Origin of the sequence: Clostridium rhizosphaerae, assembly GCF_016765585.1 — a bacterium.
GTDB classification, from domain to species: domain Bacteria; phylum Bacillota; class Clostridia; order Clostridiales; family Clostridiaceae; genus Clostridium_AT; species Clostridium_AT rhizosphaerae.
In genome coordinates this window covers 314,601-340,830 of record NZ_JAESWC010000001.1, presented here as the reverse complement: position 1 = coordinate 340,830, position 26,230 = coordinate 314,601, and the positions used below count along the sequence as shown (strand labels likewise).

Sequence of the window (26,230 nt, the reverse complement as noted above, 5' to 3'; positions counted from 1 at the left end):
AGTATATTTTGCTCAATAAAAATTATATTACTTAAAAATTTTAGATTCTATGACATTTGTTACGGAAGCAGCTTTTGTTTTTAAATTACTTGTAAAAATACAATTTATTAAATAAGAGGGAGTGGGAACTTATGGCGTTAAAAACAGGAAGATTTTACGAATGCGCTAAGGTTGAAATAGATAGAGATAGATGCAATGTTTGTGGGCTATGTACTAAGGTATGCAAGGGAGCACCATTATTTATTGAGGATAAAATGGTTAAAGTAGATCATAATCGAGTGTTTGGATGTATTGCATGCGGACAATGCATGGCGGTATGCCCAAATAAAGCAATAAAGGTCAACGGAAGAGATATGACTCCGGATGATGTTATTGAGATGCCTAATAATGAAAGCATAGCTGATTATGAAAGTATAAAATCATTAATGATATCACGCAGAAGTGTGAGAGATTACAATGAACAAAAGATTGAAAGCGAGATTATACAAAAAATATTGGAGGCTGCATCAACTGCACCTAATGGTCTCGGAAGTTCTGACGTTGAAGTTATGGTATTAGACAATAAAGAAAAGGTTCAAGAATTTACTTTGGATTTAGTTAATGTGCTTAAAAAGAACAAATGGCTTTTTTCACCTGCTATGCTTAAGATTTATAGACCTTTTATGGGTAAAGAAAATTATGACTCGCTTAAATCCTTTGCAGCAACTGCTCTTGATACATTTATAAATAAATATGATGAAGGAATAAACTGGTTAACTTACTCTGCACCATTAGCAATGTTCTTTCATGCATCCAAGTATGCTGATCCTGCTGATCCTTATGTTGCTGCAACTTATGCAATGATTGGAGCACAAGCATTAGGACTTGGAAGCTGCATGCTGGGTACACCGAATATTTTATTAAACATTTTTGGAAAAACAATAAAACAAAAATATGAAATACCATTAAAAAATAAAAACGGCATAATGGTTATTTTTGGATACCCTAGTATAAAATATAGCTTTGCATTGAAAAGAAGGTTTGCAAATATTAAATTTCATTAATTTAACTCCTTGTGCTAGTTCAGCTAACTATGCTCCGATATATAAAATATGTTCCAAGAACTGTTCACTTCGCAAAGAAATTCTAAGTGAAGGAATAGCCATAAAACTAAGTGTTTTCGTTAAACTCATACCTCAAACAAACGAACAACACTAAAGTTTTATACCTATTCCTTCACTAAGAACTTCTAGTTGCTTGCTCAATGTTCTTTCTACATATTTTATATATCTATGCAGGTTAGCTGAACTAGCACAACCCGTTAAGTTATATCTTAAAATATAAAATTGAAATATATATTTTGATTTTTAATGGGAAATATAAATGTAAAGTTACAAAGATAAAGGAGATTTAATATGGATAAAAATAATGCAAAAAATAAAAAAGAAGTAATTAGAGGCAGAATAAAAGGAACAAGTGCTTTTGATATAGAGCAAGCTGATGAGATAAGTGAGATATCTTGGTCAAATAATGATTATGACCATTCTAAAGACAACAATAGCTGCCAGCCTGGCAAATAATTTAAATTATTTTTATTAAGTTGAATACTTTACCATTAACTAGACAAAATTCTTTATATAGGAAGTAATAATCTAATTACATTGAGCTGTCCCATAAGTCCTTGAAGATTAGACGTTTTGGGACAGCTCAATGAAAAGATTATTAATACTTTCTATATGGAATAAATATTTTAGGGAGATAGTTATGGTAAAGTTAAATTTTTTAAAAAAGATAAATATAAGAAATGGTAAGCTTATTTGCTGCAGTATTTTTGGAGCTGCTGCATTATTTTCTATTTCTTTTAATTTTGGAGAGAGACTTTATGTTAAACAAAATAATATACCTGATACAGCAGTTTTTAATTCAGGTCAACTAGCACAAGTAGATTTTAAGGATGAAATAATTATTTATGATGAAATGCATAGAATGGCTAACAGCAAGCTTTCATCAGATCACAAAGATAAAAGCGGCAAACTTGAAATAAACAGTAAGCAGCTTGAAGCAGTGAGAGAAATAGTCAAGCAGATGAATTATCCAGATAAAAACTATATATTTGAAGTTATTGATAGATGGGATAAAGGTAATTTTGATTATATTGGTGATGAGCATAATTATTTTTGGATAAGGCTTGGAGGCAATGCAGGACCAGCGGCAGAGGCTCATTAAGATTAGAGTAAAAATTTGCATATAGAATTCATACATAAGATTTCAAGTTACTTAGAATAATAAGTTATATAAACCAACTATATAGCTTCAATTTGTAAACTGCTACTATAAAAGCTTAGGCAGATTTACTTTGAAAGCTATAAAATCAAGGAGGTATTTTTATGGAAGACAGAAGAAGAGATGACAATGACGGTTTTGGTATAGGTCATTTCATAACAAGAATAATTGTTTCAGCAATAGTTTTAGCTATAGTAGCATTTTTAACACCAGGTTTCACTATTAATGGGATATGGACACTACTCATAGCTGCTGTAGTAATAGCTGGATTAGATTATCTAATACAAAAGTTTACAGGCTTTAATGCAAGCCCATTTGGAAGAGGACTTACAGGCTTTATAGTTTCTGCAGCTATTATATACCTTACAAGCTACATTGTTACAGGCTTTCGTGTTGGATTAATAAGTGCACTGATAGCAGCACTTCTTATAGGAGTAATTGATTCTTTCCTCCCAGGCGGAAAGAGAGTTATGTAAGTAGTTTGTTAAATAAGAGAGTCTTAAGTCATCATGATTTAAGACTCTTTTAAATTGAATTATAAATAATGGCTGTTTCTAAATTCTGTAGGAGTAACTCCGACAAGTTCTTTAAAGGCTTTTGTAAAATGACTTTGATCATAAAAGCCAAGTAGTGAAGCTATTTCTAGAATACTGCTTGTAGAATTTAGCAGCAGAGTTTTTGCTCTTTCAACCTTTATTTTTTTTGCATATTGCATAATAGTAACACCCATATGTTTCTTAAAACAATCTGAAGCATATCCTTTGGATATATTAAGGCTTTTGGCAAGAGCCTCAACAGTTGTATGAGCCTCTATATTAATGTGCAGATATTGAAGCATTTTATTAACTATAAAACTGTCAGTAACCTCGGCGTCGTAAATTAATAAATCCAGATATGCTGAAGCAATTTCAACTTCAAAAATTTGAAGCTCTTTTATAGTTGAAGCCTTTGATATTTTCCTATAAAACTTGTTATAAAGAAGATGAAGATTCTGAGCATAAGTGCCTTTTGTAAGAATTTCTCTTATGTAAACTGCATTCCATATAAATAAGTCTATTTTCTTATTTTCAAAAGAAACCTCGTCTTCTATTTCTTCTAATTGTTTATTCTTTATTAAATCAATGATTATCTGCTTTGAATTTGATTCAATTAAAGTAGATATTGTAGGATTAAAAAAATATTTATCTGATATAAAATCTAAATCCAAAATTCAGCCTCCTTTATAAGGATACAAAACTACTCTCTAAAATTAATCTAACATTATAAAAATATACGGTCAATACATAACTCACATAATTTATATACAAAAAATATTAATACAGTACAAGACTTAAATTTTCACTTTGATATAATACGAAGCATAAAGACCAAAATAATAATAAAAATAAACAGGAGGCAATTATGAATAAACATGCCGTATACCATGTAGTAGATGTACCCTACGCTTACGCAAAGGACAAGGATACCTTAACCGTTAGAATAAGAACTGCTAGAAATGACGTTAAAGTTTGCAAGGTTTATTATAAATGCAGATATGATTGGACAAATCCTTTTGAAGTACAGGAAATGAAGTTAATGTCTCAGTCGGAATTATTTGATTATTATGAAGCAGATATAAAGGTAGAAAAGAATAGATATAGATATTTCTTTGAACTTTTAGATAATGAAGGAAACAACATATATTTTGATGATAGGGGATTTAGAGGAGAGGTAGAAAAACCAGAAGCTACAGGCTTCCAATTTGCTTATATCGGTGAAGCTGATGTTTATGAAGAAGTAAAGTGGCTTCAGGAGGCGGTAGTTTATCAAGTTTTCCCTGATCGTTTTTATAATGGAGACAAGGCTAACGACCCTGAAAATACTGAAAAGTGGGGAGGAGAGATAACTCAAAAATCTATGTTTGGCGGAGATCTTCAAGGTATTATTGAAAAACTAGATTATTTAAAGGAATTAGGAATAACTCTTTTATATTTGACTCCAGTATTTAAATCTACCTCAAATCATAAGTACAATACTGCAGATTATTTTGATATAGATACTCAGTTTGGAACTATTGAGACTGCTAAAGAGCTTGTAGTGGGATGTCATGAAAGAGGAATAAAGATAGTATTTGATGCTGTATTTAATCATTCCGGAAGTGATTTCTTCGCCTTTGAAGACCTTTTAAAGAACCAGGAAAACTCAAAGTATAAGGATTGGTATTTCCCATATGAATATCCTGTAAGCCTTGAAAAGATTAACTACTATACTTTTGCAAATGGTGCTGCCTATATGCCAAAGCTCAACACCGCAAATGAAGAGGTTAAGGAATATCTTCTTAAGGTAGGAGAGTATTGGGTAAAGGAAATCGGAATAGATGGCTGGAGACTTGATGTTTGCGATGAGGTTGACCATCAATTCTGGAAAGCCTTTAGAAAAAGAGTTAAGGCAGTAAACAAAGAGGCTGTTATAATTGGAGAAATAATGCACGAAGCTTCTTCCTTCTTAAGAGGGGATGAATTGGATACTATAATGAATTATCCTTTTAAAGGCGCTATGGTTGATTTCTTTGCAGTGAGAAAGATAAATGAAGTACAGTTTGACAATATACTTACAATGAATAGAACAATATATATGGACAGTGTTATAAAGCAGATGTGGAATTTATTTGACAGCCATGATACTAAGAGATTTTTAACAGAGTGCGATGGTGATGTAGAAAAAATGAAGCTTGCTATTGCCTTCCAGTTCTCCTACATGGGTGTTCCTTATATCTATTATGGCGATGAAGTTGGAATGGCTGGCGGTGATGACCCTCAGTGCAGAGGCTGCATGGTTTGGGATAAGGAAAAGCAAAACACAGAGCTTTTAGAGCTTTATAAAAAACTTATAGCTGTAAGACATGAAAATAAAGCATTAGTTCATGGAGAATACAAGGAAATATACCTAAGAAATAATGTGGTAATTTTTGAAAGAAGCTTAGAAGATGAAACAATCATCGTAGCTATAAATAATAATGATGAAGCTGTAAAGGCTGTAGTAGAAGTTTCGGCAGAAACTATAGATCTTGTTTCAGGAAAAGCTGTTTCAATAGAAAATGAACTGCAGTTAGATAAGATGGAGTTTAAAATCTTAAAGGTAATAAGATAAATTAATAAAAGGTCTGCTAAGGGAAGTTTCATGACTTCCCTTAATTTAATTTTATGTGATATTCTACAAAAATACTTTTTATTTAAATAAAAGCAGAAAAGTGTCGTATTTTGGGTTGTATTATTCGTCATAATTCATTACAATAATAATTGATGAAAAGGTTTTGAAAAAGGAGGTTGAAGTCCTAAATGGACTTCAACGGGTAATCTTCGAGGCTAAGGTCCTAAATGGACTTTAGCGGGTAACTTATGAGCGAAGCGAATATCTTAAGTTACCCAGTGCCCAAAGGGAGCGAGTGCTCCAGATTACCCAGTGTTTCGACTGAAAGGAGAAAAATTATGACTTATGATTTAATTAATAAGATGCCCTATGGTCAGCTTGGTATTATAGCCTTAGAGAGCTGTAAAGAAATAGGAGCTAAAATAGATAAATACCTTGTAGAAAAAAGAAAAGAGAGCAATGAAGAAGGTCCTGACAGCTATCTTATTTGCACAGATGCTGTAAGATTTTCAAATGGTGAGGGTAAGGTTAAGCTTGGAGAGACAGTAAGAGGCAAGGATATATACATATTGTGCGATGTAGGAAATTACAGTTGCACTTATGATATGTATGGCTTTACTCATCATATGGGACCGGATGAGCATTTTCAGGATATTAAAAGAGTTGTATCTGCTATAGGCGGTAAGGCAAGAAGAGTAACTGTTATAATGCCTATAATATACGAAGGAAGGCAGCATAAGAGAAAGAGCAGGGAGTCTCTTGACTGTGCTTTGGCCCTTCAAGAGCTTGAAAGATTAGGAGTAAAGGATATATATACCTTTGACGTTCATGATCCAAATGTTCAAAATGCGATTCCTTTATTAACCTTTGAAAACTTATATCCTACTTATGACATTGTTAAGTCCTTTATAAATAATGAGGATATCGAAATTGATAAGTCTAAAATGATAACCATAAGCCCAGACACAGGAGCTATGGACAGAGCAATTTATTACTCAAGTGTTTTAGGACTTGATATTGGACTATTTTATAAAAGAAGAGATTACACAACTGTTGTAAAAGGAAAAAATCCTATAATACAGCATGAATATATAGGAAGAAATGTGGAAGGCATGGATGTTTTAATTGTTGATGACATGATTGCATCCGGTGAGTCTGTTTTTGATATAGTCAAGGAACTAAAGGGTAGAAAAGCCAAAAGAATATTTGTTGCAACTACCTTTGCATTATTTACAGAAGGTGTTAATAAATTTAATGAGTTTTATGAAAATGGACTTATAGACAGAGTTTATTCTACAAACTTAACCTATGTTCCCAAAGAGGCTAGAGAAGCTGAGTGGTTTAAGGCAGTAGATATGTCTGAGTTTATCTCTACAGTGATAGATTATGTTAATAAAGATAAATCAATAAGCCCTCTAGTTGATACAACCTGGAATATTAAAGAACTTGTAAATCAATCTGTTTTATAATTTCAAATGCAAGAGGAACTTTCACATAGTATTTTATTTGAAAGTTCCTTTTTATATTATGGAGGTTAATATGGCTGTTTATTTTTATGAAATGGAAGAGGAAAAGTAATTTCATAAAGCAAAGCTATTGAAGAGTACATGTTGTAATTGGTATAATTTAGCAAGGGGATGTTTTATTTGTAGTATTAGTGCATGATTAAAGCATATAAATAAAAAAAGATTATATTAGGGGGGCAATATGAAAAATAAAAAATCATTTATAATTTTAGGTGTTGTAGTGTTTTTTATAATAAGTTACTATGCGTATGGCCGTATTAGTTTAGCAAGAGAAAAGAAAATTTCTCGGGCTAATTTAGTTAATGAAAATATAACAACACAAGAAAAAGAAGAAAAAAACAGTGTAGGATTTAATGGGGAAAGAAGCTTATATAATCTGGATATAGCATTAAACACAGATAATAAAACAGTAAAAGGTCATGAAGAAGTAAAGTTTAAGAACAAATATAGTAAAGGTCTTAAGGAAATAGTTTTTCATCTTTATCCTGATTCCTATAACTCAGCTGAAACAATGCCTTCAATAGGCACTACTGTAAAGAAGGTAAGCAAAGATGAATTAGGAGATATCAAGATTAATTCTGTAATTGTAAATGGTGAGAATCTGAGATATGCAGAAGATAATCAGGTTTTAAAGTTTCTGCTTAATAAAGAGCTCAAACCTAATGAAGTTATAGATATAGCAATAGATTTTACTTTAAAAATACCTAAAGGGAATGACAGGCTCGCTTATCAAAATGAGCAGTATTCACTTACAAACTGGTATCCAATACTTTCAATTTATGATGAAAAGGCTGGCAGTTGGGACGAGACACCATTTTATCCTGTAGGAGAATCAAATTATAGTGACTGCTCAGACTATAAGGTTTCTGTAACAGTGCCTAAGGGTATCGTTGCTGCAACAACAGGAGTTAAGGTTTCAGATAAAGAAGAAGGGTCACAAAGCAAGTTAGGCTTTGAAGCTTCAAATAACAGGGATTTTGTTTTATTTTTAAGTAAAAGATACAAGCTGTTGTCAAAAGAGGTTGATGGCATTAGAGTAAATAGCTTCTATGTATCAGAGGAGACAACAGCTAAAAGAATGTTAGACCTTGCCTGCGAATCTTTAAGTTTTTATAATAAAACCTTTGGAAAATATCCTTATCCGGAATATGACGTTGTAGAAACTTATTTGCAGGGTGGGGCGATGGAATATCCAACTGTAACTCAAATGGGACCATATAATTATTTAAAGCCAGAATATAAAGAAAACAGTCTTACCTTTTTAGATGAAGCTGTAGTTCATGAAACTGGACATCAATGGTGGTTTTCAACAGTTGGAAATAATGAATTTAGAGAGCCTGTGCTGGATGAATCTTTCACTGCGTATTCAACAGCCTTATTCTTTGAAAATAAGTTTGGAGAATACACTCCAATGGGAGTGAAGGGAGCCTTTTTGACTAGGTCTATAAAAGGTGATGGACCAATTTACAGACCAACAGATAAGTTTGATTGGCAAAACTTCTCAAAGGTAGTTTATACTTTAGGTCCAATAGCTTTAGAAGACTTAAGACAAAAAGCAGGGCAGGAAAAGTTCATAGATATTTTCAAAACTTATTATGACAGATACAAATTTAAAAATGCGACCTTTGATGGTTTCTTAGAGGTTGTGAAGGAAAAATGCGGAAGTGAAACAAGCGACTATGTAAGAAATGCTTTTACTTCAAGTAATTATTCTATGGATAAAATGGTTTTAAGCCCTGAGGAGATGAAAAAAGTTCAGAATAAAGCAGGAAGATAAGAAGATATCGCGATAAGAAGATATCAAGATATACAAAAAAGGGCCGTTTCAAAAAATGTTAAATCTATCACGTTTGGTTTAACAGTTTTGAGGCAGCCTCTTTTATTTATTCAAGGGAAGTATCAGGAAGATCCTTGGTTTCTTTATCAACAACAGTTGTAAAACCAGAGGTCTCTACATTTAGTTTTTCTTTTTTTAGAGTTTCAGTAATACATTTATTATCCTGATATTCGTTGATATAATAAGAAACTTCTTCAAGTATTACATGGTATTTTATTATTTCAAAACTTTCTTCGCTGATAGGTATTCTTATAGTTTCTGTTTTGCTTGAGGAGTTTTCTGCAAGAGGAATAGTTTCTATAACAAGTTCCACTCTTTCAACAGGAACTTTTATAGTTTCCTCTCTAGTTACAGTTTCCTTATGCATTTTAACATCTGCAGTTTTAATCCATTCTTTTGATATATCTAATTTTTCTTCGTGAAGCTTAAGTTTTTCATCAAAGGATGTTATATCTTGTGACATGATTTTTCCTCCATAAGTGAGTAAAACACCTTTCAAACTAAAATCATAATTTGAAAGGTGCTTCTTAGTTTAGAAATAATGTTATTGGAAGCTGTCAGGTGAATTATTATCTTCAGAAACGACTTCCACATCACCATTTTTATTTATTTTAGCTTCTTCTCTTTTTAAAGTTTCATTTATTTCTTTATTGTTTTCAATTTCACGCTTGTAAGCGGAAACTTCTTCAGTAACTACAGTATGCTTGTCAACATTAACCTTCTCTTCGCTTACTGGTATTCTTATAGTTTCTTTATCATCAGAACTTATTTCAGAGCTTACTTCAGCATCGCAGGATTTGCTGCTATTTACTGGTCGTCTTTCTATTACAACTTCTTCATGGGTAACAGGAACATTAACAGTCTGTTGGTCTTCAACGATTTCCTTGCTAAGTGTAACTTCTCCAGTCTGTATCTTATCTTTATTTATATCTAGTTCTTCCTTATGAAGCTTTAAAGTTCCTTCATTTGAAGTTTTTGAATTATTATTGTTGTTATCGCTATCCTGATTATCTGTATCACTAAAAAGTTTATCAAGTATACTCATACAAGCGCCTCCTCAAAATTAATATCATCACAATTCTATAGTTCCCTCATAAACTATCAATATCCTATTAATAATTTGGAAGGTTAATCAATGAAAGGTAAAATAAATTATTTAAGCTGTTGGTCTGATTTATAATAATAGAAGCATTACAAAATAATATCAGAATATATTTACATATTTGTGCAACGGTGATATAATAGATTTCCCTAACTTAATTGTAATATATTAGAAATTTTCAAGAAAGGCTTGTGATTAAACTATGATAGATGCAAGAGAATTAATAGAAAAGGCATTTGAAGCTCAGAAGTTTTGTTATACTCCTTACTCTAATTTCAATGTAGGAGCGGCTCTTCTTTGTGCTGATGGAACAATATATCAAGGCTGCAATATAGAAAATGCTGCATTTACACCAACAAACTGTGCAGAAAGAACAGCTTTCTTTAAAGCAATTTCTGAAGGGAAAAAAGAATTCACTGCTATTGCAGTAGTAGGAAATAAAGAAGGAGTAAAGGCGGGAGAAGGAGATTTCTGTGCACCTTGTGCAGTATGCAGACAAGTTATGGCGGAGTTTTGTGATTTAAAAACTTTTAAGATAATTATTGCAAAAAGTACAGAGGAATACTTAGAACGAACATTAGAAGAACTTCTTCCTTTAGCATTTACCGGAAAAAATTTAAAATAAAATTATTTGTGATAATAAATACTTTTAATACCGTATTATTCAGAATGAATTTTACGGTATTTTTACGCAGTATAGTTTATTAGAACTTATGCATTATATATAGTATAGTATTAGAAGACAAAGTAATTAAAGGAGCTGGTAGTATATATACAGAAAAAGAATTTAAAAAAGTTGGGACTCATGATGGTAGATTTCATGCAGATGAAGTTATCGCAACAGCTATTTTAAAAGAAATATTTGAAGTAGAGCTTACAAGAACAAGAAATGAGGATATTTTAAGCAAGATAGATATTGTTTATGATGTTGGCGGCGGAGAGCTTGACCATCACGGGAATAATAAGGTTTATAGAGAAGATGGAACTCCGTATGCCGCCTGTGGACTTATATGGAATAAGTTTGGGAAAGAAGTAATAAAGTTTAAGGACCCAAAGCTTGATGAAAATGAGGTTGAGTCTGTATTTAGCTATATTGACAGAAACTTTATTGAGGGTGTGGATGCTTTGGACAACGGTATATGGATAGATAAGACAGATATACCTTTAGTGCATATGAGTTCAATAATTTCAGGATTTAATCCACTTTGGAATTCAGATAAAGACGAGAATGAAGCTTTTAATGAGGCTGTGGAGTTTTCAGGAGCAATACTAAGAAACACGCTGAATCAGAGATTTTCTGTTTTAAAATCAAAAGAACAAGTTGTTAGAGCTTTTAAAAAGAGAAAAAATCCACAGCTTTTAGTTTTAGACAGATATTGTCCTTATTCTGAAGCGCTAAGAGAAGCAGATGAAAAGAGAGAAGTACTTTTTGTAATATATCCAAGAAAAGACAGCTATGCAATGCAGTCTGTGAGAGGGGAAAATAGCCAAGATAAAAAGAAGCTGCCTAAGGAGTGGGCTGGACTTAGGGATGAGGAACTGGCCTCTGTAACAGGAGTTTCTGATGCGGTATTCTGCCATACTGGAAGGTTTATTGCGGTAGCGCAATCCTTAGAAGGTATTATGAAACTAGCTGAATTGGCAGTTAATTATAAAGAAGATGAAGAGTCAAAGCCAAAAGGTATTTTTGAGTTAATAAAAAATATGTTCAAAAAAACAAAATAATCAACAGGAAAATAAAAACTATCCACAAAATTTATAGAGTAAAATATAAATTTGTGGATAGTTTTTATTTGTTTGTATTATTTAAACAGGTATATACTATGCCGGAGCTGTCAGCCTGTGCTAATAAAACTTCGGAAATATCTTTAATATCTCTCTTTAGAAGCTGTTCCTTAACCCATTGTTCTGTTAGATTATACCTATACAATTCTGCTCTTATCAGCTTTCCGTCTTTTATTACTAGTATAGGGAGCTCCTTAGGTGCAGTTTGTATGTTTAAATCACTGAGAGTTACCGGACTTCTTTCAGATTTTTGCATTACACTGAAACAGCGTGTAGGCTCTAATATTACATATTCTACCTCCGAAAGGTTGAATATGCCTTCTGCTCTAAGCAAACTAGCAAGCTCATTCATAGTAAGCCTAGCCTTCTTCAAGTTATTCTTTAATATCTCACCTTTGCTTATAACGATTATAGGCTGTCCATTTATGAATCTTCTAACCCTGTCGCTTTTCAAACATAAATAGGATAATAGCATTTGCATTATAATAACAGTGACTATGCCGTAAAGAAAAGTTATGTAGGCCTGCTCAGGTCTTGTAATTGCCCTGCCGCCCATACTTCCTACGAGTACCCCAAGCACATAATCCTTGAAAGTAAATTGAGTTAGCTGCCTAGGTCCCATAGAACGAAAAAACAGCAAAAGCATAAGAAAAGTTATAACTCCTCTAAAAACAATAGTCATAAATAATGACACCGGTAGTCACATCCTTAAGTTAATTTCATAGTAAAGAATTTCACAAAATTTAATGTGTACAAATTGCCTTTTATTTATGCGACTTATTCATATACTGCAGCATCTTTAAATAATCTATCAGGTGATGTTTCAAGCCTTTCAGGGTTTTCAATAAGTTTCTTAAAAAGCTTAAAGGCACTTGCGTAATAGTATCCGTCAACAATTCTCTCATCTGCCACTACCTTCAGGTTAACAAATTTCCTCTCAATAATTTTGTTATCAATATCAAAAGCTTTTTCCTTTTGCTTTGAGCCAAAGGCCATAAAAACAGAGGTGGTTCCAAAGTCATATATATGATGGTAAACAGGCTGTATGCCTAAGGAACCCAAATCGGTAATAAATACGCTTGTATGAAAGGGGCTTACCTTATTAATTACCTTTGGCATAAGACCAAAATAATCAAGTTTCGTTAATATCCATATTAAAAATTTTATAAAAAAGCCTGGACACATTGTAAAAATACGAGCAGTTTTATCTGCATCGTTTTTCATATCTGCTTTTTTATTTTCCTCAAGTGCTGAGTTAACCTTGAAGACAATGTGATTCAATGTATCTGCCGGTTCAAAGTTAAGCTTTAAAGTAGTTTCTTCTCCTTCATCGCTTAACTGCTTTTTTATTGCTATGGAAATAAGAATTTCATCTCGAGCATAAATTTTTTGACCGGCTATAAATCTATTAAGATGGGGCTTTTGAGATAGAGTTCTTACCATAGCTGCTATAATAATATGTAAAAACTTTATATCACGAGTTCCTGCTCTTCTTTTTTCTTTGAGAAATTCTTCAACTTTATCCATATATATTTTATCATCAAAGAAAACCTGAGAATCAGATCGTGTTCTCATTATGTACGGTATAAGCTTAAAGAAAGGATCAATTTTTCTTAAAAGTCTTCCGTCATATCTGTCCCCAAAACGCTTTTTATATTTTGACATGCGATTTCCCCCTATAAAGTGTTGAATAATAAACAAAAAAATAAATAATGATGATGTCTTAATTAATGTATATTCTCTTTTGTTAAGACTGTAGACTTATTTGTAAATATATTTATTTTTGATATTTTGCATTATTTAGAGTCTGGCGTAATTGTGAATATAGAAATCACCTTATGTTGGTTTAGAGTAGTATTTTTCGTTATTAAACATCAATTTAAGATGGAAGTTTCAATGGAGATCTTACTTGAAGAGAAGCGAGTTCGGCATAAGTAAATTGATACAATTTTCTGTAATATGAAAAGTGACTATTTAATTTTGTCACTATGTATTGCAGACTTATCCATAATATCTTAAGATTGAATGAAAACGTTTAGTAAACTATAATTTAATTAACGTAATGAAAAAGGATTTCTGCAGAAACTCTATTATAATATTACGAAAATAATTATTTAGGGGGAAAGGCTAATGTCAAATCTTCAAACAAATGCTAGTGTTAAAACTGGCAGAAATGCACAAGCAGGTATACAAAGATTTGGACGTTTCCTAAGTGGAATGGTAATGCCTAACATAGGCGCCTTCATAGCTTGGGGATTAATAACGGCATTATTTATTTCTACAGGCTGGAAACCAAATGCATATTTATCAAAGTTAGTAGATCCGATGATAAAATATTTATTACCTCTTTTGATAGGTTATACAGGCGGTAAGATGGTTCACGGTACTAGAGGAGGAGTTCTTGGAGCAATAGCAACTATGGGCGTAATTGTTGGCGCAGAAGTGCCAATGTTCTTAGGAGCAATGATAATGGGGCCTCTAGCCGGTTATATTATAAAGAAATTTGACCAGGTTGTAGATGGAAAAATCCCAGCAGGCTTTGAAATGCTCGTTAATAACTTTTCTGCAGGAATTATAGGTGGTTTACTTACATTACTTGCTTATTCAGGAATTGGACCAGTAGTTCAAGGATTAAACAATGTGCTTAAAGCAGGTGTTGAGGGAATAGTAAATGCAGGTTTGCTACCGTTAGCATCCATATTTATAGAGCCAGGTAAAATATTATTCTTAAACAATGCTATTAATCATGGGATATTAGGCCCAATTGGAATACAACAAGCTAAAGACGTAGGAAAATCAATATTCTTCCTATTAGAGACAAACCCAGGACCAGGACTTGGTATATTGGTTGCATATTGGGTATTCTCAAAAGGAATGGTAAAACAGTCAGCACCAGGAGCTATCATAATTCATTTCTTAGGTGGAATTCATGAGATATATTTCCCATATGTTCTTATGAACCCAGTATTAATACTTGCTGTTATAGCTGGTGGAGCAAGTGGAGTATTAACTTTTACAATTTTTGGAGCAGGCTTAGTTGCAACTCCATCACCAGGAAGTATATTTGCACTACTTGCAATGACTCCAAAAGGCGGATATATTGGAGTGCTTGCAGGAGTAATAGTGTCAACGGTAGTATCCTTCTTGGTAGCTTCGTATTTTGTTAAGAGAAGTGCTGATAAGATGAATGATACAGAGCTTGCTGAAGCACAAGATAAAGTAAAAGAACTTAAAAATGTATCAGCTAAGAAAAATATAAGCAAAATAATATTTGCCTGCGATGCTGGTATGGGTTCAAGTGCAATGGGAGCTACTACTTTAAGAAACAAGCTTAAAAAAGCTGGTCTTAATATTGAAGTTGTTCACTGTGCGGTAGACGAAATACCTTTTGACTCGGAAATTGTTATTACTCACGAAAGTTTAGCTGAAAGAGCAAGAAGCAAAGCTCCGAATGCTGAGCATATATCAATAAAAAATTTCATGAACAGCCCGGAATATGATGCTTTAGTAAAGAGATTGTCATAAAAGTAGAGGACACAGTAAACTGTGTAATGAAGAATTAAGAATGAAGAATGGAGAGTTAAAGGAGGTTTCGCAAGAGAAACTTTGAATTAATTAATTGAAAATCCCCCAAGGAATTTTCTGCCTTCAATTCTCCATTCTTCATTACCTCATTCCTCATTCAATAATAAGGTGGTATAAAAATGAGTCAAATAAAAATCACTTTAAGACAGAAGGAAATATTAGAAAAAATCTGCAGCGAATATAAGTATATAACAATCTCAAAAATTGCAGAGGGGCTGAGCATTAGTGCAAGAACTGTATTAAGAGAATTACCTAACATAGACAAATGGCTTGAGCCATATAATTGCTGCTTAGATAAAAAGTCCGGACTAGGAATAAGATTAAACGGAAGTATGGAAGCCAGAAGGGATGTATTAGATAATCTGGAAGAAGAAAAAGAATTAAAAAGCTATACGCCTAAGGAAAGGCAAATAATCATAATAAGTGAACTTTTACAAAACAGAGAGCCGGTAAAAATATATAGCTTTACAAAACTCCTTAAGGTAACAGAAGGAACTGTAAGCAATGATTTGGATAAAATCGAAGAATGGCTTTTAAAATATAATTTAAAATTGATTAGAAAACCAGGTTTAGGTGTTTATATAGAAGGACAGGAAGATTCGATTAGAAGAGCGATAATAAATTTATTTTATGAAAATATTGATGAAAGTCAGCTTGTAGATTTGATAAAAGAAAATATAACAATGCTTGATAAGGAGTATAAAGCCTTAGATAAAGATACTAAAAATAGACTGCTAAATTTAATAGACAAAGGTACAGTTAAAAAACTTGAAGCTTTGATATTTGAACTTGAGAAGGTTTTAGGTTATAGATTTGCAGACAATGCCTTTATAGGCCTTTTAGTTCATCTAACTTTAGCTATTCAAAGAATAATAAAAAATGAAAAAATAAGCATGGACAAAAAATATTTATCGAAGCTTAAAAAGTATGAAGAATATAAAATAGCTGAAGAACTGGCTAAGAAAATATCGCAAACCTTTAATATAGAAATACCAGAAGATGAAGTTGGATATGTAACTATGCATATTAGAGGTTCAAGAGGTCTTGAGGCTTCATCAAATAATGATTTAGATGTCCAGAGTATAGCAAAAGAAGTTATTAAAACCGCAGAAGCAGAAACAGGGATTTTTCTTCAGCAGAATGAAAGACTTTATGAAGGCTTAGTAAATCATCTTGGACCAGTTATTAATCGAATGAAGATGAATATGGATATTAGAAATCCACTTTTAGATGAGATAAAGGAATTCTATCCTAAGCTCTTCAAATTAGCCTCCAAATGTTCCAAGGTAGTAGAAAAATATATAGGAATGAAAATGCCGGAATCAGAAATTGCTTATATTGCAATGCATCTTGGAGCTGCGATTGAAAAAAGAGGATCGTATGGCAAGAGAAGTTATAGAACTGTAATTGTATGCACTACAGGAATTGGAACTTCAGTTCTTTTAGCTGCAAGGATAGAAAAGGAGTATGAAAATATAGAGATTGTGGAGGTTGCGTCTACATTACATCTTAATCAAGACTATTTGATAGGCAAGTCCATAGATTTTATCATTTCAACGGTAAATATAAAGTTTTCTAAGCTGCCTGTTGTAGTAGTTAATCCGCTGCTCTTCGAAAAAGATAAGCAAAATATCAGTGAATTCATACATTCCTTAAAAGATAAAGCTAGAAACTACTCGGAACCTAATGTGAAGTCCGTGAGTCTGAAGGAAAAGCTCTCAAAACAAAAGCTTTATACTGATGCAATACTTCAGCTTTTAAATAACTTTTTTATTTTTGAAAAAGAAGAAATTAGAAGTGTTGAAGAAATAATTGAAATAGTAAGTGGTATTGCAGTTGATGAGGAGAATAAGACAAATATTAAGCTGTCATTAAAAGAAAGAGAAGAAAAGGGAAGTACAATACTTACTGGGCTTAATTCAATTTTACTTCATTGCAGGACAAAAGGAGTAGAAGAGTTATATTTTGGAGCGGTAAGAATAAAACAGGGTTTGTCTTTGGTAAATGCAGAAGATGAAAAGGAAAATATAAGGCTCGCAATAATTATGCTTGCACCAGATAATTGCAATAAAGAATATATAGAGGCCATAAGCTTTATAAGTACAAAGTTTATTGAAGAACCTGAGTTTATAGAAGCTTTGCTGATTAATTCAAGGGATGATTTATACATGAGGCTTAACGAGATATTAGATGAATTTTATAGAATGAAAAAGTAGTTCAAAAAAATAGCTTGATTTAAAAAGGAGATTAGATATGAGCTTTGGTTTTTTTTCTAGTTTCAGAAACAAAAATAAAAAGTCAGAAGAAAATGAGGTTTTATCGAAAAATAATATAAAGGTAGGATTAAAAGCTGTAGATAAGTATGAGGCAATTAAAATGGCTGGAAGGCTTTTGGCTGAAAGTGGATATGTTGATGAAAATTATATTGATGCCATGATTCAAAGGGAAGATGATCTGAGCACATATATGGGAAATGGAGTTGCTATTCCTCACGGTGTTGGCAGGGCAAAAGAATTTATAAAAAAGTCAGGTTTAGTTGTTCTGCAGTTTCCTGAGGGGATAGATTTTGGTGGGGAGAATGCCTACCTTGTCATTGGAATAGCAGGTGTTGGAGACGAGCACCTAAATATATTATCTAATATAGCAACTATAATAGGAGAAGATGAAAATACTGTAAGTATCTTAAGGGACACTGAGGATGTTGATTATATTTACAAAACTTTTACGGAGTTTTAGATTGGAGGCATAAAATTGATAAGAACAATAACTCTAAATCCTGCGGTAGATAAAACTGTGGAGATTGATAACTTTAAAGTAGGAAATGTAAACAGAGTGTCCACTCAAAGAGTTGATGCAGGGGGAAAAGGTATCAATGTATCAAAGGTAATCAAAAGCCTAGGCGGAGAAAGCAAAGCACTGGGAGTATTAGCAGGTAGAAATGGCCAGTTTATTAAAAGCTATTTAGATTCGATAGAAATTGATAATAAATTCGTTTTTGTAAATGGTGAGACAAGAACAAATCTTAAGGTTATAGATAAAATTAATGGTACTAACACAGATATAAATGAAACTGGTACTTTTGTATCAGAGGAAGACCTACGAAAAGTTGAGTTAAGCATATTTGAGGATTTGTCCCAAGGTTTAATTGTAATATTTTCAGGCAGCGTTCCTCAAGGAATACCAAAGAATATTTATGGAAAGTGGATAAATAAAGCAAAGGGGCTTGGAATAAAGACAATACTTGATGCTGATGGGGAGCTTTTAAAAGAAGGGATAGAGGCGGGGCCTTATATGATAAAGCCAAACATTCATGAACTGGAAAAGCTTTTTAATAAGAAGCTTGAAAGCACCGAGGCTGTGATTGAGGCGGCAAAATGCCTTTTTAACTATGGAATTAATGAAGTAGTTGTTTCCTTAGGTGGAGACGGAGCACTGTTTATAAATAAGAAAGAGACAATACTTGCCCATGGATTAAATGTACAAGTTAAAAGCACAGTAGGGGCAGGGGATTCGATGGTAGCTGCATTGGCATATTCAATGGAGAAAGGCTATAAGTTAGAAGAAACAGTTATACTTTCAGTAGCAACAAGCGCAGCCAATGTTATGACTTCGGGTACGCAGCCTGCTGATATTAATGAAATATCAAGACTTATGAAGGATGTAAAATTCGAATATATAAAATGATTAGAAAGGCGGTAATAGATATGAAAACTAGAGCAGTAAGATTATACGGATCAAATGATTTAAGATTAGAGGAATTTGAACTTCCTGAAATAAAAGATGATGAAATATTAGTTGAAGTAGTTTCAGACAGCATATGTATGTCTAGTTATAAATGTGCAATATTAGGTGAAAATCATAAAAGGGTGCCGAAGGACGTACATGAAAATCCGATAATAATCGGACATGAATTTGCAGGAAACATAGTTAAGGTGGGAAAGAAGTGGCAGAATCAATTCAAGCCTGGAACTAAGTTTGCTCAGCAGCCCGCTCTTAACTACAAGGGGAGCATGGCTTCACCAGGATATTCATACATGTACTTTGGAGGAGATGCAACTTATATAGTTATCCCTCAAGAAGTTATGGAAATAGGCTGCCTTTTAAATTATGAGGGAGATGCTTACTACGAAGCTTCTTTAGCAGAACCGATGTCCTGTATTATAGGAGCCTTCCATGCAAATTATCATACTGAGATGGGAAAATACGTACATCACATGGGAATTAAAGAAGGCGGAAAGATGGCCATACTTGCCGGAGCCGGTCCTATGGGACTTGGAGCTATTGATTACGCTCTTCACTGTGATAGAAGACCAAGCCTTTTAGTAGTTACTGATGTTGATGATAGAAGACTTGAAAGAGCAGAGCAAATTTTTAGCAAGGAAGAAGCAAAGGAGTGCGGTATTGAGCTTATCTTTGTAAACACTAAAAATATTGAGAATGCAGAAGAATATCTATTAAATATAACAAGTGGTACAGGCTATGACGATGTGTTCGCCTTTGCACCTGTTAAAGCAGTTGTAGAGCAGGCAGATAGAATACTTGGAAGAGATGGTTGCCTTAATTTCTTTGCAGGCCCAACAGATACTAAGTTCTCCGGAGAAATAAATTACTACAATGTTCACTATGCTGCAACTCACATTATGGGGACTACCGGCGGAAATACGGATGACTTAATAGAATCTTTAAAGCTGACTGAGCAGAAAAAGATTAACCCTGCAGTTATGGTAACTCATATAGGAGGACTTAATTGTGTTGCAGAAACTACTCTAAGTCTTCCAAAGATACCTGGAGGAAAGAAGCTTATCTATACTCACATAGATATGGATTTGACTGCTATTGAAGACTTTGAAGAAAAGGGAAAGGAAAATCCACACTTTGCTGCTTTGGCTGAGATAGTTAAGAGAAACAAAGGATTGTGGTGTGTAGAAGCTGAGAAATATTTGCTCGAAAATTGGAAATAAACTGTTTACACAAATTAACAATCGTATTATAATATTAACAATAAGAGAGTGTATCTAGGGTTCCGGTCAATAGATGTCAGGTCCGAGCGGTACAGGATTTCAATCTACACTTTTAGGAAAAAAGCCTAAAGGACGAGTCTCTATAAAGAGATTTGTTCTTAGGCTTTATTTTTTTATCTTTATTTAAAGGGGGCGATGTGATGAGCATCATAAAAGTTCAAAATCTTTATAAAAATTTTAAAGTAAAGACTAAAGAGGAAGGTTTGAAGGGGAGTATTAGATCTATAATTTCACCAAGTTATAGAGAGATTGAAGCGGTGAATAACATTTCCTTTGAAGTTGAGAAGGGAGAGATATTGGCTTTTATTGGCCCTAATGGAGCAGGCAAGTCTACTACTATTAAAATGCTTACAGGGATTCTGCATCAAACCTCAGGAAACATTGAGGTTTTAGGTTTGAACCCGTCTACCCAGAGAAAGCAGCTGTCTTTTAGAATAGGAACAGTTTTTGGGCAAAAGTCGCAGCTTTGGTTTCACCTGCCGCCTCTAGACAGCTTCAATCTGCTTGGTAATATATATGAAATGGATAAGGCAAAGCTTAAAAACAGAATAGAATTTTTAAAGGAAACCTTTGAAATAGGAGAGTTAATGGATGTGCCTGTAAGAAAGCTTTCCTTAGGGCAGAGAATACGGTGTGAAATAGCAGCTTCAATACTTCACGAGCCTGAAATAATATTTTTAGATGAGCCTACTATAGGACTCGATGTAGTTGTTAAGCAGAAAATAAGAGAACTTATATTAAGGCTTAATAAGGAAGAAAAGACAACGATATTTTTAACCTCTCATGATGCCGGGGATATTGAGCAGCTATGCAAGCGAGCAATAATTATTAATCATGGTCAGGTAGTTTTGAATGAAAGCATAAAAAGTCTTAAATATGATTACCTAAACAAAAAGGAAATAAGTATTAAATATAATCAGGAGATTAAGGTAGATGATCCTAATATAAATGTTGTTAAAAGAAAAGGCAGTGCCTTAAAGGTTCAGGTTGATACTTCAAAGCAGGATATAGAAGAGGTTTTAACGGAACTGATTAAATATGGAAAGGTTGATGATATAACCATTTCTGAACCGCCTTTAGAAGAGATAATATCATATATCTATCAGCAGAAAAGGGGGGCTGTATATGAAATCAATTCGTAAATATATGGAGGTTTCAAAGATAACAATGTCAAACAGCCTCGTATACTTTTGGAACTTTCTAAGCAAAAATTTGTTTTTTGTATTTATCATGTTCATATATCTTATGCTTTGGAGAAATATATACGGACAAAAGGGTGGAACAATTGGTGGATTATCAATAAATAAAATGATTTGGTATCTTGTTGTTACAGAGCTTGTTACTCTTTCAAGAACAGATATACATTCGCAGGTTAACGAGGATGTTAAAACAGGAAATATAGCTTACCTTTTAAATAAACCCTACAATTACGTGTTGTACTGCTTTTCTTATTTTGTAGGTGAAATAGGCATTAAACTTGTAACCAATGCAATAGCAGGTATTGTGGTTGGTCTTGTTTATGTTGGGCCATTGGAAAACTTTAATTTTATTTATTTTCCGCTAATTATGCTTTCAATATTAGCAGGTTGCACAATAAACTTTTTTATTTATATAATATTGGCTTTAACTTCCTTTTGGTTTGAGGAAAACAGTGCTTTTTTCTGGATCTATTCTAAGCTTGTGTTTACTTTAGGGGGAATGCTTATGCCTATAGACATGTTTCCAAACTGGCTGCAAAGCGTAGCTAAATATATGCCTTTTGCTTACGTAACTTATGTGCCTTCAAAGCTTGCAGTGGATTTTTCCTTAACTAGCTTTTTAAGTCAGTTTTCAGTGCAGCTAATTTATTTGGGTGTATTTTTTACTTTAGCAATGGCTTTATATAGAAAGGGGGCAAGGAATCTAAATGTTAATGGAGGTTAAAAAGGCTTTTAAATTAATGGGTTATTATTTTAGATTTAATATATCCTCTGTCATGGAATATAGAGTTAGTTTTCTTATTCAAAGCTTTGGTATGGTTATAAATAATGCTGCTTTTATATTCTTTTGGTGGATATTGTTTAACAATGTTAACAGCATCGGAGGCTACGGCTTTAAAGATGTAATGCTTTTGTGGGCTTTATCTTCTTCAGCTTATGGTTTATGCTTTGTTATCTTTGGGAATGTAGGGCAGATTACAAGAATGATACTAAACGGGGAGCTGGACACGTATCTGCTTCAGCCTAAAGATCCTCTTATTAATATACTTTGCTCTAAAACTATAGTGTCAGCTTGGGGAGATACCTTGTATGGAATAGTATTGTTTTTCCTAGTAAAAGGCTTTGATATTAAAGGCTTTCTGCTGTTTTTATTATTCTGCGTAACAGCTAGTATAATGTTTGCTTCTGTGCTTGTAACTATACATGCTTTAAGCTTTTACGCTGGCAATGTAGAGGGGTTGGCTCAGCTTACTACGGAATTTTTAATAAGCTTCAGCATATATCCTGAAGGAATATTCAAGGGAGGTCTTAAGTATATACTTTATAGTTTGATTCCGGCAGGCTTTATGGTATATATACCGTCAAGAGTCATAAATGAATTTAATCCTGTGCTGTTTTTAGAGGTCATGGGAGCGGCTCTTATCTGGATAGGGATTGCTTATTCTATGTTTTATAAGGGGCTTAAAAAATACGAATCAGGGAATTTGATAATTAATAAACTGTAAATATATGGAGGAAATTTTGGATTTTTATAGAATTATAATATATACAACTAAATTTATGGGGGAGAGATTATGAGGATAGAAGCTTTAAAAAATGAGAGAGTTCAAGAATTCATAGATTACTGTAAAAAATATCGAAGAGAGGTTGATGAATCTTTTCTTTATGATGAAGATTTAGAAGGATTTACACCTGATTTAGAAAATCCCACATATATAATTGTGGATGATGGGGATAAGATAACAGCTGCAGCATCACTAATTGTGGATGATTATATGAAAAAAGGAAAGAAAGGGAGATTTAGAATATTTCATTCAAGCTCACAGCAATTAGAGCATTATAAAATGCTTCTTAGGAGTATACTAAATCACACAGAAGGGCTGGATAAGATAATGGTTTTTTCATCAATTATAAATAAAGAATTTACAAGCACATTGGAGAAGTTAAACTTTAATGCAGAGAGATATTCTTTTTTTCTGCTAAGAGAAAGTTTAGATATACCAGAGGTTGTTTTGCCTAAAGGATATATAATAAGGTCTTTTCAAAGAGGAAGAGATGAAGAAATCTGGTGTGAAGTAAGAAATTCAAGCTTTGCAAAGCTTCTTGGAAGCGAAACGCCGCAAACTCCTGAAATGATTTCAAAGATGAATTCCGGAAAGGATTATGTAGAAGGCGGAGCTATGATTCTTTACGATGGAAATAAGGCTGTAGGGGTGGTAAGAGCATCTAAGGATGAGTACGAAGATTTACCTGCTTTAAATATAGGACCTCTTGCTATAATACCTGAATACCAGGGAAAAGGATTAGGAAAAATTTTATTAAGAGCTGCTCTTGCCTTTGCAGGTAAGAGCGGATATTCCAGAACCGTGCTTTGCGTAAATGCAGAAAATGATAGAGCAAAAGCTTTATATCTTCAGGAAGGTTTTAAGCAGGTTGAAGCAGTTGCGTGTTATAAATATGATATTTAATTATTACTGCCGAGTGCTGAATTTATTATAAATCAGCACTCGGTACTTTTTTAAATAAAAATTTGAAATACGTGTTGACTCTTACCTTAGAGGAGACATTATTATATAAATGTAATCAAGAAATGTGCGCACAGATAAGATTATTAATGAGGTGAAAATTATGTTATATACTGTTAAAGATGTTGCAAAGCTGTCAGGTGTCACAATAAAAGCGCTGCATCATTACCACAAAATAGGACTTCTTGAGCCCTGCCATATAAGTGAAGCTGGCTATCGATTATATGGAGAAAATGAACTTGAAAGATTGCAGCAGATATTGTTTTATCGTGAACTTGAATTTTCACTTAGTGATGTTAAAAAAGCTTTAGAGAATGAGCCTAATAGAATTGAATGTTTAATTAAACAGCAAGAGATGATTATATCTAGAAGAAAAAGAATGGATGACCTGTTAAAAACAATAAAAACATCTATAGAAAGCAGTATGAAAGGAGAAATTATGGATAAATCAGAAATGTTTAAAGGATTAAATAAAGAACAATGGGAAGGTGCGCTTTCAGAGCAAAGAGAATATATAAAAGATAAATACAAACATGACATACTTGAGAACAACGAAATAGAAGTACAAAGCATGAATGAAAAAGCAGCAGAGGCTCAAGATTTTCTTAATTATATAAAAGAAGCTTTAGTTAATAAGTGGAAGAGCGATGATGAAAGACTTCAGAAGAGAGTGAGAGAGCATATTGCATTCTTAAATAAATCTGGGATAAATATTGATGCACAAGGATTTGTTCAGCAGACACGATTCTTTTTACAAGATGATTTTCACAGAGAAATGCTGGAAAATATGCAGATTGGATTAGGTTATTATCTCTGCATGGCTGCAGAAGTATATTCAAATAACATATAGATGAATACACTTACAGACCTAAACCGATGTGTCAGAGGCTTAGGTCTGTTTTTCTATTATATTAGACTATATTAAATAAAAGTGCTGAAGCAATACATATCAATTATAGTAAGTATTGTAAGATTATTATATAATAGAATCAATTCGTAATTGAGAAAAATTGAGTATAAGGATGGGGTAATGTGATATACAGATTAGCAACAGAAAGTGATGTTTCAATGCTTTCAGAAATGAGATGGGAACATGAATATGAAGAAGAAGGAAAATTCAATATTTCTAAAGAAGATTTTATTAAAGAATGTAATTTGTTTTTAGTTGATGGCCTTAAAAGCGGCAGTTGGGAATATTGGATTGCAGAAGAAAACAATAAAGTTATTTCTAATGTTTACATAAATAGAATAAGAAAAGTGCCCAAGCCACAAAAACTATTTGCAGAGATAGGTTATGTAACAAATGTTCACACAAAGGCTGAATTTAGAAATGAAGGAATAGGAACAGAACTTTTGAAAAAAGTAAAACAATGGGCTATAAATAATAAAATTGAATTATTATTTGTTTGGCCAAGCCAAAGATCAGTAGCCTTCTATGAACGGCAGGGATTTTCCAGTAGCAATGAAATAATGGAACTGGAAATGTAATTAATAATAGATCATATAATCTATAAAGTTTTTACTTAATGGAAAGGGGAGAATTTATACTATATGAAATTAGAGGGAAATAATATTTATATTAGGTTTTTAGAAGAAAGCGATGCAGAAGCAGTATTAGATCTACAATTAAGAAATAAGGAGTTTTTTCAAAAATATGTGTCTACCAGAAACAGTGAGTTCTATACTCTTGAAGTTCAAAGACAGCTTATAGAAAGTAATAATGAACAAAGTAAAAGAGATGAAAAATACTCTTTTGGAATTTTCGAAAAGAATAATGATGCTCTTATAGGAAATATAGCTTTATCAGAAGTATTTCGAGGGCCTCTGCAAAGCTGCTACATTGGATACTATTTAGATTTAGAGTGTAATGGTAAGGGATATATGACTGAAGCTGTTATGCATACAGTAAAGTTTGGTTTTGAAGAGTTAAAGCTGCATAGAATTGAAGCAGGAGTAATGCCTCATAATTTAAGATCTATGCGAGTTTTGGAAAAGGCTGGTTTTGTTAAGGAAGGCATAGCAAGAAAAAATGTAAACATAAATGGAAAATGGGAAGATCATCAGGTGCTTGCTATACTAGATGAGGATTATAAAAATATTAAAGAATTTATATAAATATTTATTTCGAGTACTAAACTTATTAAAAATTTAGTACTCGTTTTTATTTAAAGAACTAAATTTAAATTTACAATTATCGACATGTATCTGTAGTAGAGAATAGAAGTGTTTCAAATTTTCTGCAAACGTTTATTGACTTGC

At 32.8% G+C, this 26,230-nt stretch carries 26 protein-coding genes; 21 read left to right on the top strand and 5 right to left on the bottom strand.

Annotation, left to right across the window (positions count from 1 at the left end; translation table 11 throughout):
- Positions 1 to 131 precede the first annotated feature (131 nt).
- From JK636_RS01680 to JK636_RS01665, 4 genes are all read left to right on the top strand, one after another.
- Complete coding sequence (locus JK636_RS01680) at positions 132 to 1,043, top strand: nitroreductase family protein (RefSeq protein ID WP_202747098.1); 912 nt, start codon at positions 132 to 134, stop codon at positions 1,041 to 1,043.
- Between the two features lie 351 nt (positions 1,044 to 1,394).
- Positions 1,395 to 1,559, top strand: coding sequence for a hypothetical protein (locus JK636_RS01675; protein WP_202747097.1), 165 nt, complete (start codon positions 1,395 to 1,397; stop codon positions 1,557 to 1,559).
- A 184-nt stretch (positions 1,560 to 1,743) separates the two neighbouring features.
- Positions 1,744 to 2,205, top strand: a complete 462-nt coding sequence (locus JK636_RS01670) for a DUF6241 domain-containing protein (protein WP_202747096.1) — start codon at positions 1,744 to 1,746, stop codon at positions 2,203 to 2,205.
- Positions 2,206 to 2,366: 161 nt separating this feature from the next.
- Positions 2,367 to 2,738: a phage holin family protein gene (locus tag JK636_RS01665; protein ID WP_202747095.1), complete on the top strand. Its 372-nt coding sequence runs from the start codon at positions 2,367 to 2,369 to the stop codon at positions 2,736 to 2,738.
- 59 nt (positions 2,739 to 2,797) lie between these two features.
- Here the strand turns inward: JK636_RS01665 and JK636_RS01660 are convergent, their stop codons facing one another.
- Complete coding sequence (locus JK636_RS01660) at positions 2,798 to 3,469, bottom strand: helix-turn-helix domain-containing protein (protein WP_202747094.1); 672 nt, start codon at positions 3,467 to 3,469, stop codon at positions 2,798 to 2,800.
- 194 nt (positions 3,470 to 3,663) lie between these two features.
- On the opposite strand from JK636_RS01660, the gene JK636_RS01655 reads away from it, so the two are divergent.
- From JK636_RS01655 to JK636_RS01645, 3 genes are all read left to right on the top strand, one after another.
- On the top strand, positions 3,664 to 5,391 hold the full coding sequence (locus JK636_RS01655) for an alpha-glycosidase (RefSeq protein ID WP_202747093.1): 1,728 nt from the start codon (positions 3,664 to 3,666) through the stop codon (positions 5,389 to 5,391).
- A gap of 338 nt (positions 5,392 to 5,729) precedes the next feature.
- Positions 5,730 to 6,860 carry a ribose-phosphate pyrophosphokinase gene (locus JK636_RS01650; protein WP_207751675.1) on the top strand — a complete coding sequence of 377 codons (1,131 nt, stop codon included), beginning with the start codon at positions 5,730 to 5,732 and terminating at the stop codon, positions 6,858 to 6,860.
- 238 nt (positions 6,861 to 7,098) lie between these two features.
- The gene (locus tag JK636_RS01645; protein WP_202747092.1) at positions 7,099 to 8,694 is read left to right on the top strand and encodes a M1 family metallopeptidase; all 1,596 of its coding nucleotides are present in this window, start codon (positions 7,099 to 7,101) and stop codon (positions 8,692 to 8,694) included.
- Between the two features lie 106 nt (positions 8,695 to 8,800).
- On the opposite strand, the gene JK636_RS01640 is transcribed toward JK636_RS01645, so the two are convergent.
- Positions 8,801 to 9,217 carry a YsnF/AvaK domain-containing protein gene (locus JK636_RS01640; RefSeq protein ID WP_202747091.1) on the bottom strand — a complete coding sequence of 139 codons (417 nt, stop codon included), beginning with the start codon at positions 9,215 to 9,217 and terminating at the stop codon, positions 8,801 to 8,803.
- An 81-nt stretch (positions 9,218 to 9,298) separates the two neighbouring features.
- The gene (locus JK636_RS01635; protein ID WP_202747090.1) at positions 9,299 to 9,799 is read right to left on the bottom strand and encodes a YsnF/AvaK domain-containing protein; all 501 of its coding nucleotides are present in this window, start codon (positions 9,797 to 9,799) and stop codon (positions 9,299 to 9,301) included.
- Positions 9,800 to 10,058: 259 nt separating this feature from the next.
- Between JK636_RS01635 and JK636_RS01630 the strand changes: the two genes are divergently transcribed.
- Positions 10,059 to 10,481 carry a cytidine deaminase gene (locus JK636_RS01630; protein WP_202747089.1) on the top strand — a complete coding sequence of 141 codons (423 nt, stop codon included), beginning with the start codon at positions 10,059 to 10,061 and terminating at the stop codon, positions 10,479 to 10,481.
- Positions 10,482 to 10,573: 92 nt separating this feature from the next.
- A complete protein-coding gene (locus JK636_RS01625) occupies positions 10,574 to 11,581 on the top strand; it encodes an MYG1 family protein (RefSeq protein ID WP_338025719.1) in 1,008 nt (335 codons plus the stop codon).
- A 64-nt stretch (positions 11,582 to 11,645) separates the two neighbouring features.
- Here JK636_RS01625 and JK636_RS01620 read toward each other — a convergent pair whose 3' ends face one another.
- Together JK636_RS01620 and JK636_RS01615 are read right to left on the bottom strand one after the other, a co-directional pair.
- A complete protein-coding gene (locus tag JK636_RS01620) occupies positions 11,646 to 12,335 on the bottom strand; it encodes a YetF domain-containing protein (RefSeq protein ID WP_202747088.1) in 690 nt (229 codons plus the stop codon).
- 83 nt (positions 12,336 to 12,418) lie between these two features.
- Positions 12,419 to 13,306 (bottom strand): 2-oxo acid dehydrogenase subunit E2, encoded by an 888-nt coding sequence (locus JK636_RS01615; protein ID WP_202747087.1) that lies wholly within the window; start codon positions 13,304 to 13,306, stop codon positions 12,419 to 12,421.
- Positions 13,307 to 13,771: 465 nt separating this feature from the next.
- Between JK636_RS01615 and JK636_RS01610 the strand changes: the two genes are divergently transcribed.
- The 12 genes from JK636_RS01610 to JK636_RS01555 all read left to right on the top strand — a co-directional run bounded on the left by JK636_RS01610 (position 13,772) and on the right by JK636_RS01555 (position 26,086).
- On the top strand, positions 13,772 to 15,166 hold the full coding sequence (locus tag JK636_RS01610) for a PTS mannitol transporter subunit IIBC (protein WP_202747086.1): 1,395 nt from the start codon (positions 13,772 to 13,774) through the stop codon (positions 15,164 to 15,166).
- 179 nt (positions 15,167 to 15,345) lie between these two features.
- Positions 15,346 to 17,442, top strand: a complete 2,097-nt coding sequence (locus tag JK636_RS01605) for a BglG family transcription antiterminator (RefSeq protein WP_202747085.1) — start codon at positions 15,346 to 15,348, stop codon at positions 17,440 to 17,442.
- A gap of 37 nt (positions 17,443 to 17,479) precedes the next feature.
- Complete coding sequence (locus tag JK636_RS01600) at positions 17,480 to 17,962, top strand: PTS mannitol transporter subunit IIA (protein ID WP_202747084.1); 483 nt, start codon at positions 17,480 to 17,482, stop codon at positions 17,960 to 17,962.
- Positions 17,963 to 17,977: 15 nt separating this feature from the next.
- Positions 17,978 to 18,910: a 1-phosphofructokinase gene (gene pfkB, locus JK636_RS01595; RefSeq protein WP_202747083.1), complete on the top strand. Its 933-nt coding sequence runs from the start codon at positions 17,978 to 17,980 to the stop codon at positions 18,908 to 18,910.
- Between the two features lie 20 nt (positions 18,911 to 18,930).
- On the top strand, positions 18,931 to 20,187 hold the full coding sequence (locus JK636_RS01590) for a zinc-binding dehydrogenase (protein ID WP_202747082.1): 1,257 nt from the start codon (positions 18,931 to 18,933) through the stop codon (positions 20,185 to 20,187).
- 200 nt (positions 20,188 to 20,387) lie between these two features.
- The gene (locus JK636_RS01585; RefSeq protein ID WP_202747081.1) at positions 20,388 to 21,389 is read left to right on the top strand and encodes an ABC transporter ATP-binding protein; all 1,002 of its coding nucleotides are present in this window, start codon (positions 20,388 to 20,390) and stop codon (positions 21,387 to 21,389) included.
- Complete coding sequence (locus JK636_RS01580; RefSeq protein WP_202747080.1) at positions 21,373 to 22,170, top strand: ABC transporter permease; 798 nt, start codon at positions 21,373 to 21,375, stop codon at positions 22,168 to 22,170. Before JK636_RS01585 ends, JK636_RS01580 begins: the two co-directional genes overlap by 17 nt.
- Positions 22,154 to 22,951, top strand: coding sequence for an ABC transporter permease (locus JK636_RS01575; protein ID WP_202747079.1), 798 nt, complete (start codon positions 22,154 to 22,156; stop codon positions 22,949 to 22,951). Before JK636_RS01580 ends, JK636_RS01575 begins: the two co-directional genes overlap by 17 nt.
- 69 nt (positions 22,952 to 23,020) lie before the next feature.
- The gene (locus JK636_RS01570; RefSeq protein WP_202747078.1) at positions 23,021 to 23,914 is read left to right on the top strand and encodes a GNAT family N-acetyltransferase; all 894 of its coding nucleotides are present in this window, start codon (positions 23,021 to 23,023) and stop codon (positions 23,912 to 23,914) included.
- 160 nt (positions 23,915 to 24,074) lie between these two features.
- Positions 24,075 to 24,821, top strand: coding sequence for a MerR family transcriptional regulator (locus JK636_RS01565; RefSeq protein ID WP_202747077.1), 747 nt, complete (start codon positions 24,075 to 24,077; stop codon positions 24,819 to 24,821).
- A gap of 182 nt (positions 24,822 to 25,003) precedes the next feature.
- Positions 25,004 to 25,459, top strand: coding sequence for a GNAT family N-acetyltransferase (locus JK636_RS01560; protein ID WP_202747076.1), 456 nt, complete (start codon positions 25,004 to 25,006; stop codon positions 25,457 to 25,459).
- A 63-nt stretch (positions 25,460 to 25,522) separates the two neighbouring features.
- A complete protein-coding gene (locus JK636_RS01555) occupies positions 25,523 to 26,086 on the top strand; it encodes a GNAT family N-acetyltransferase (protein WP_202747075.1) in 564 nt (187 codons plus the stop codon).
- Positions 26,087 to 26,230: the final 144 nt, after the last annotated feature.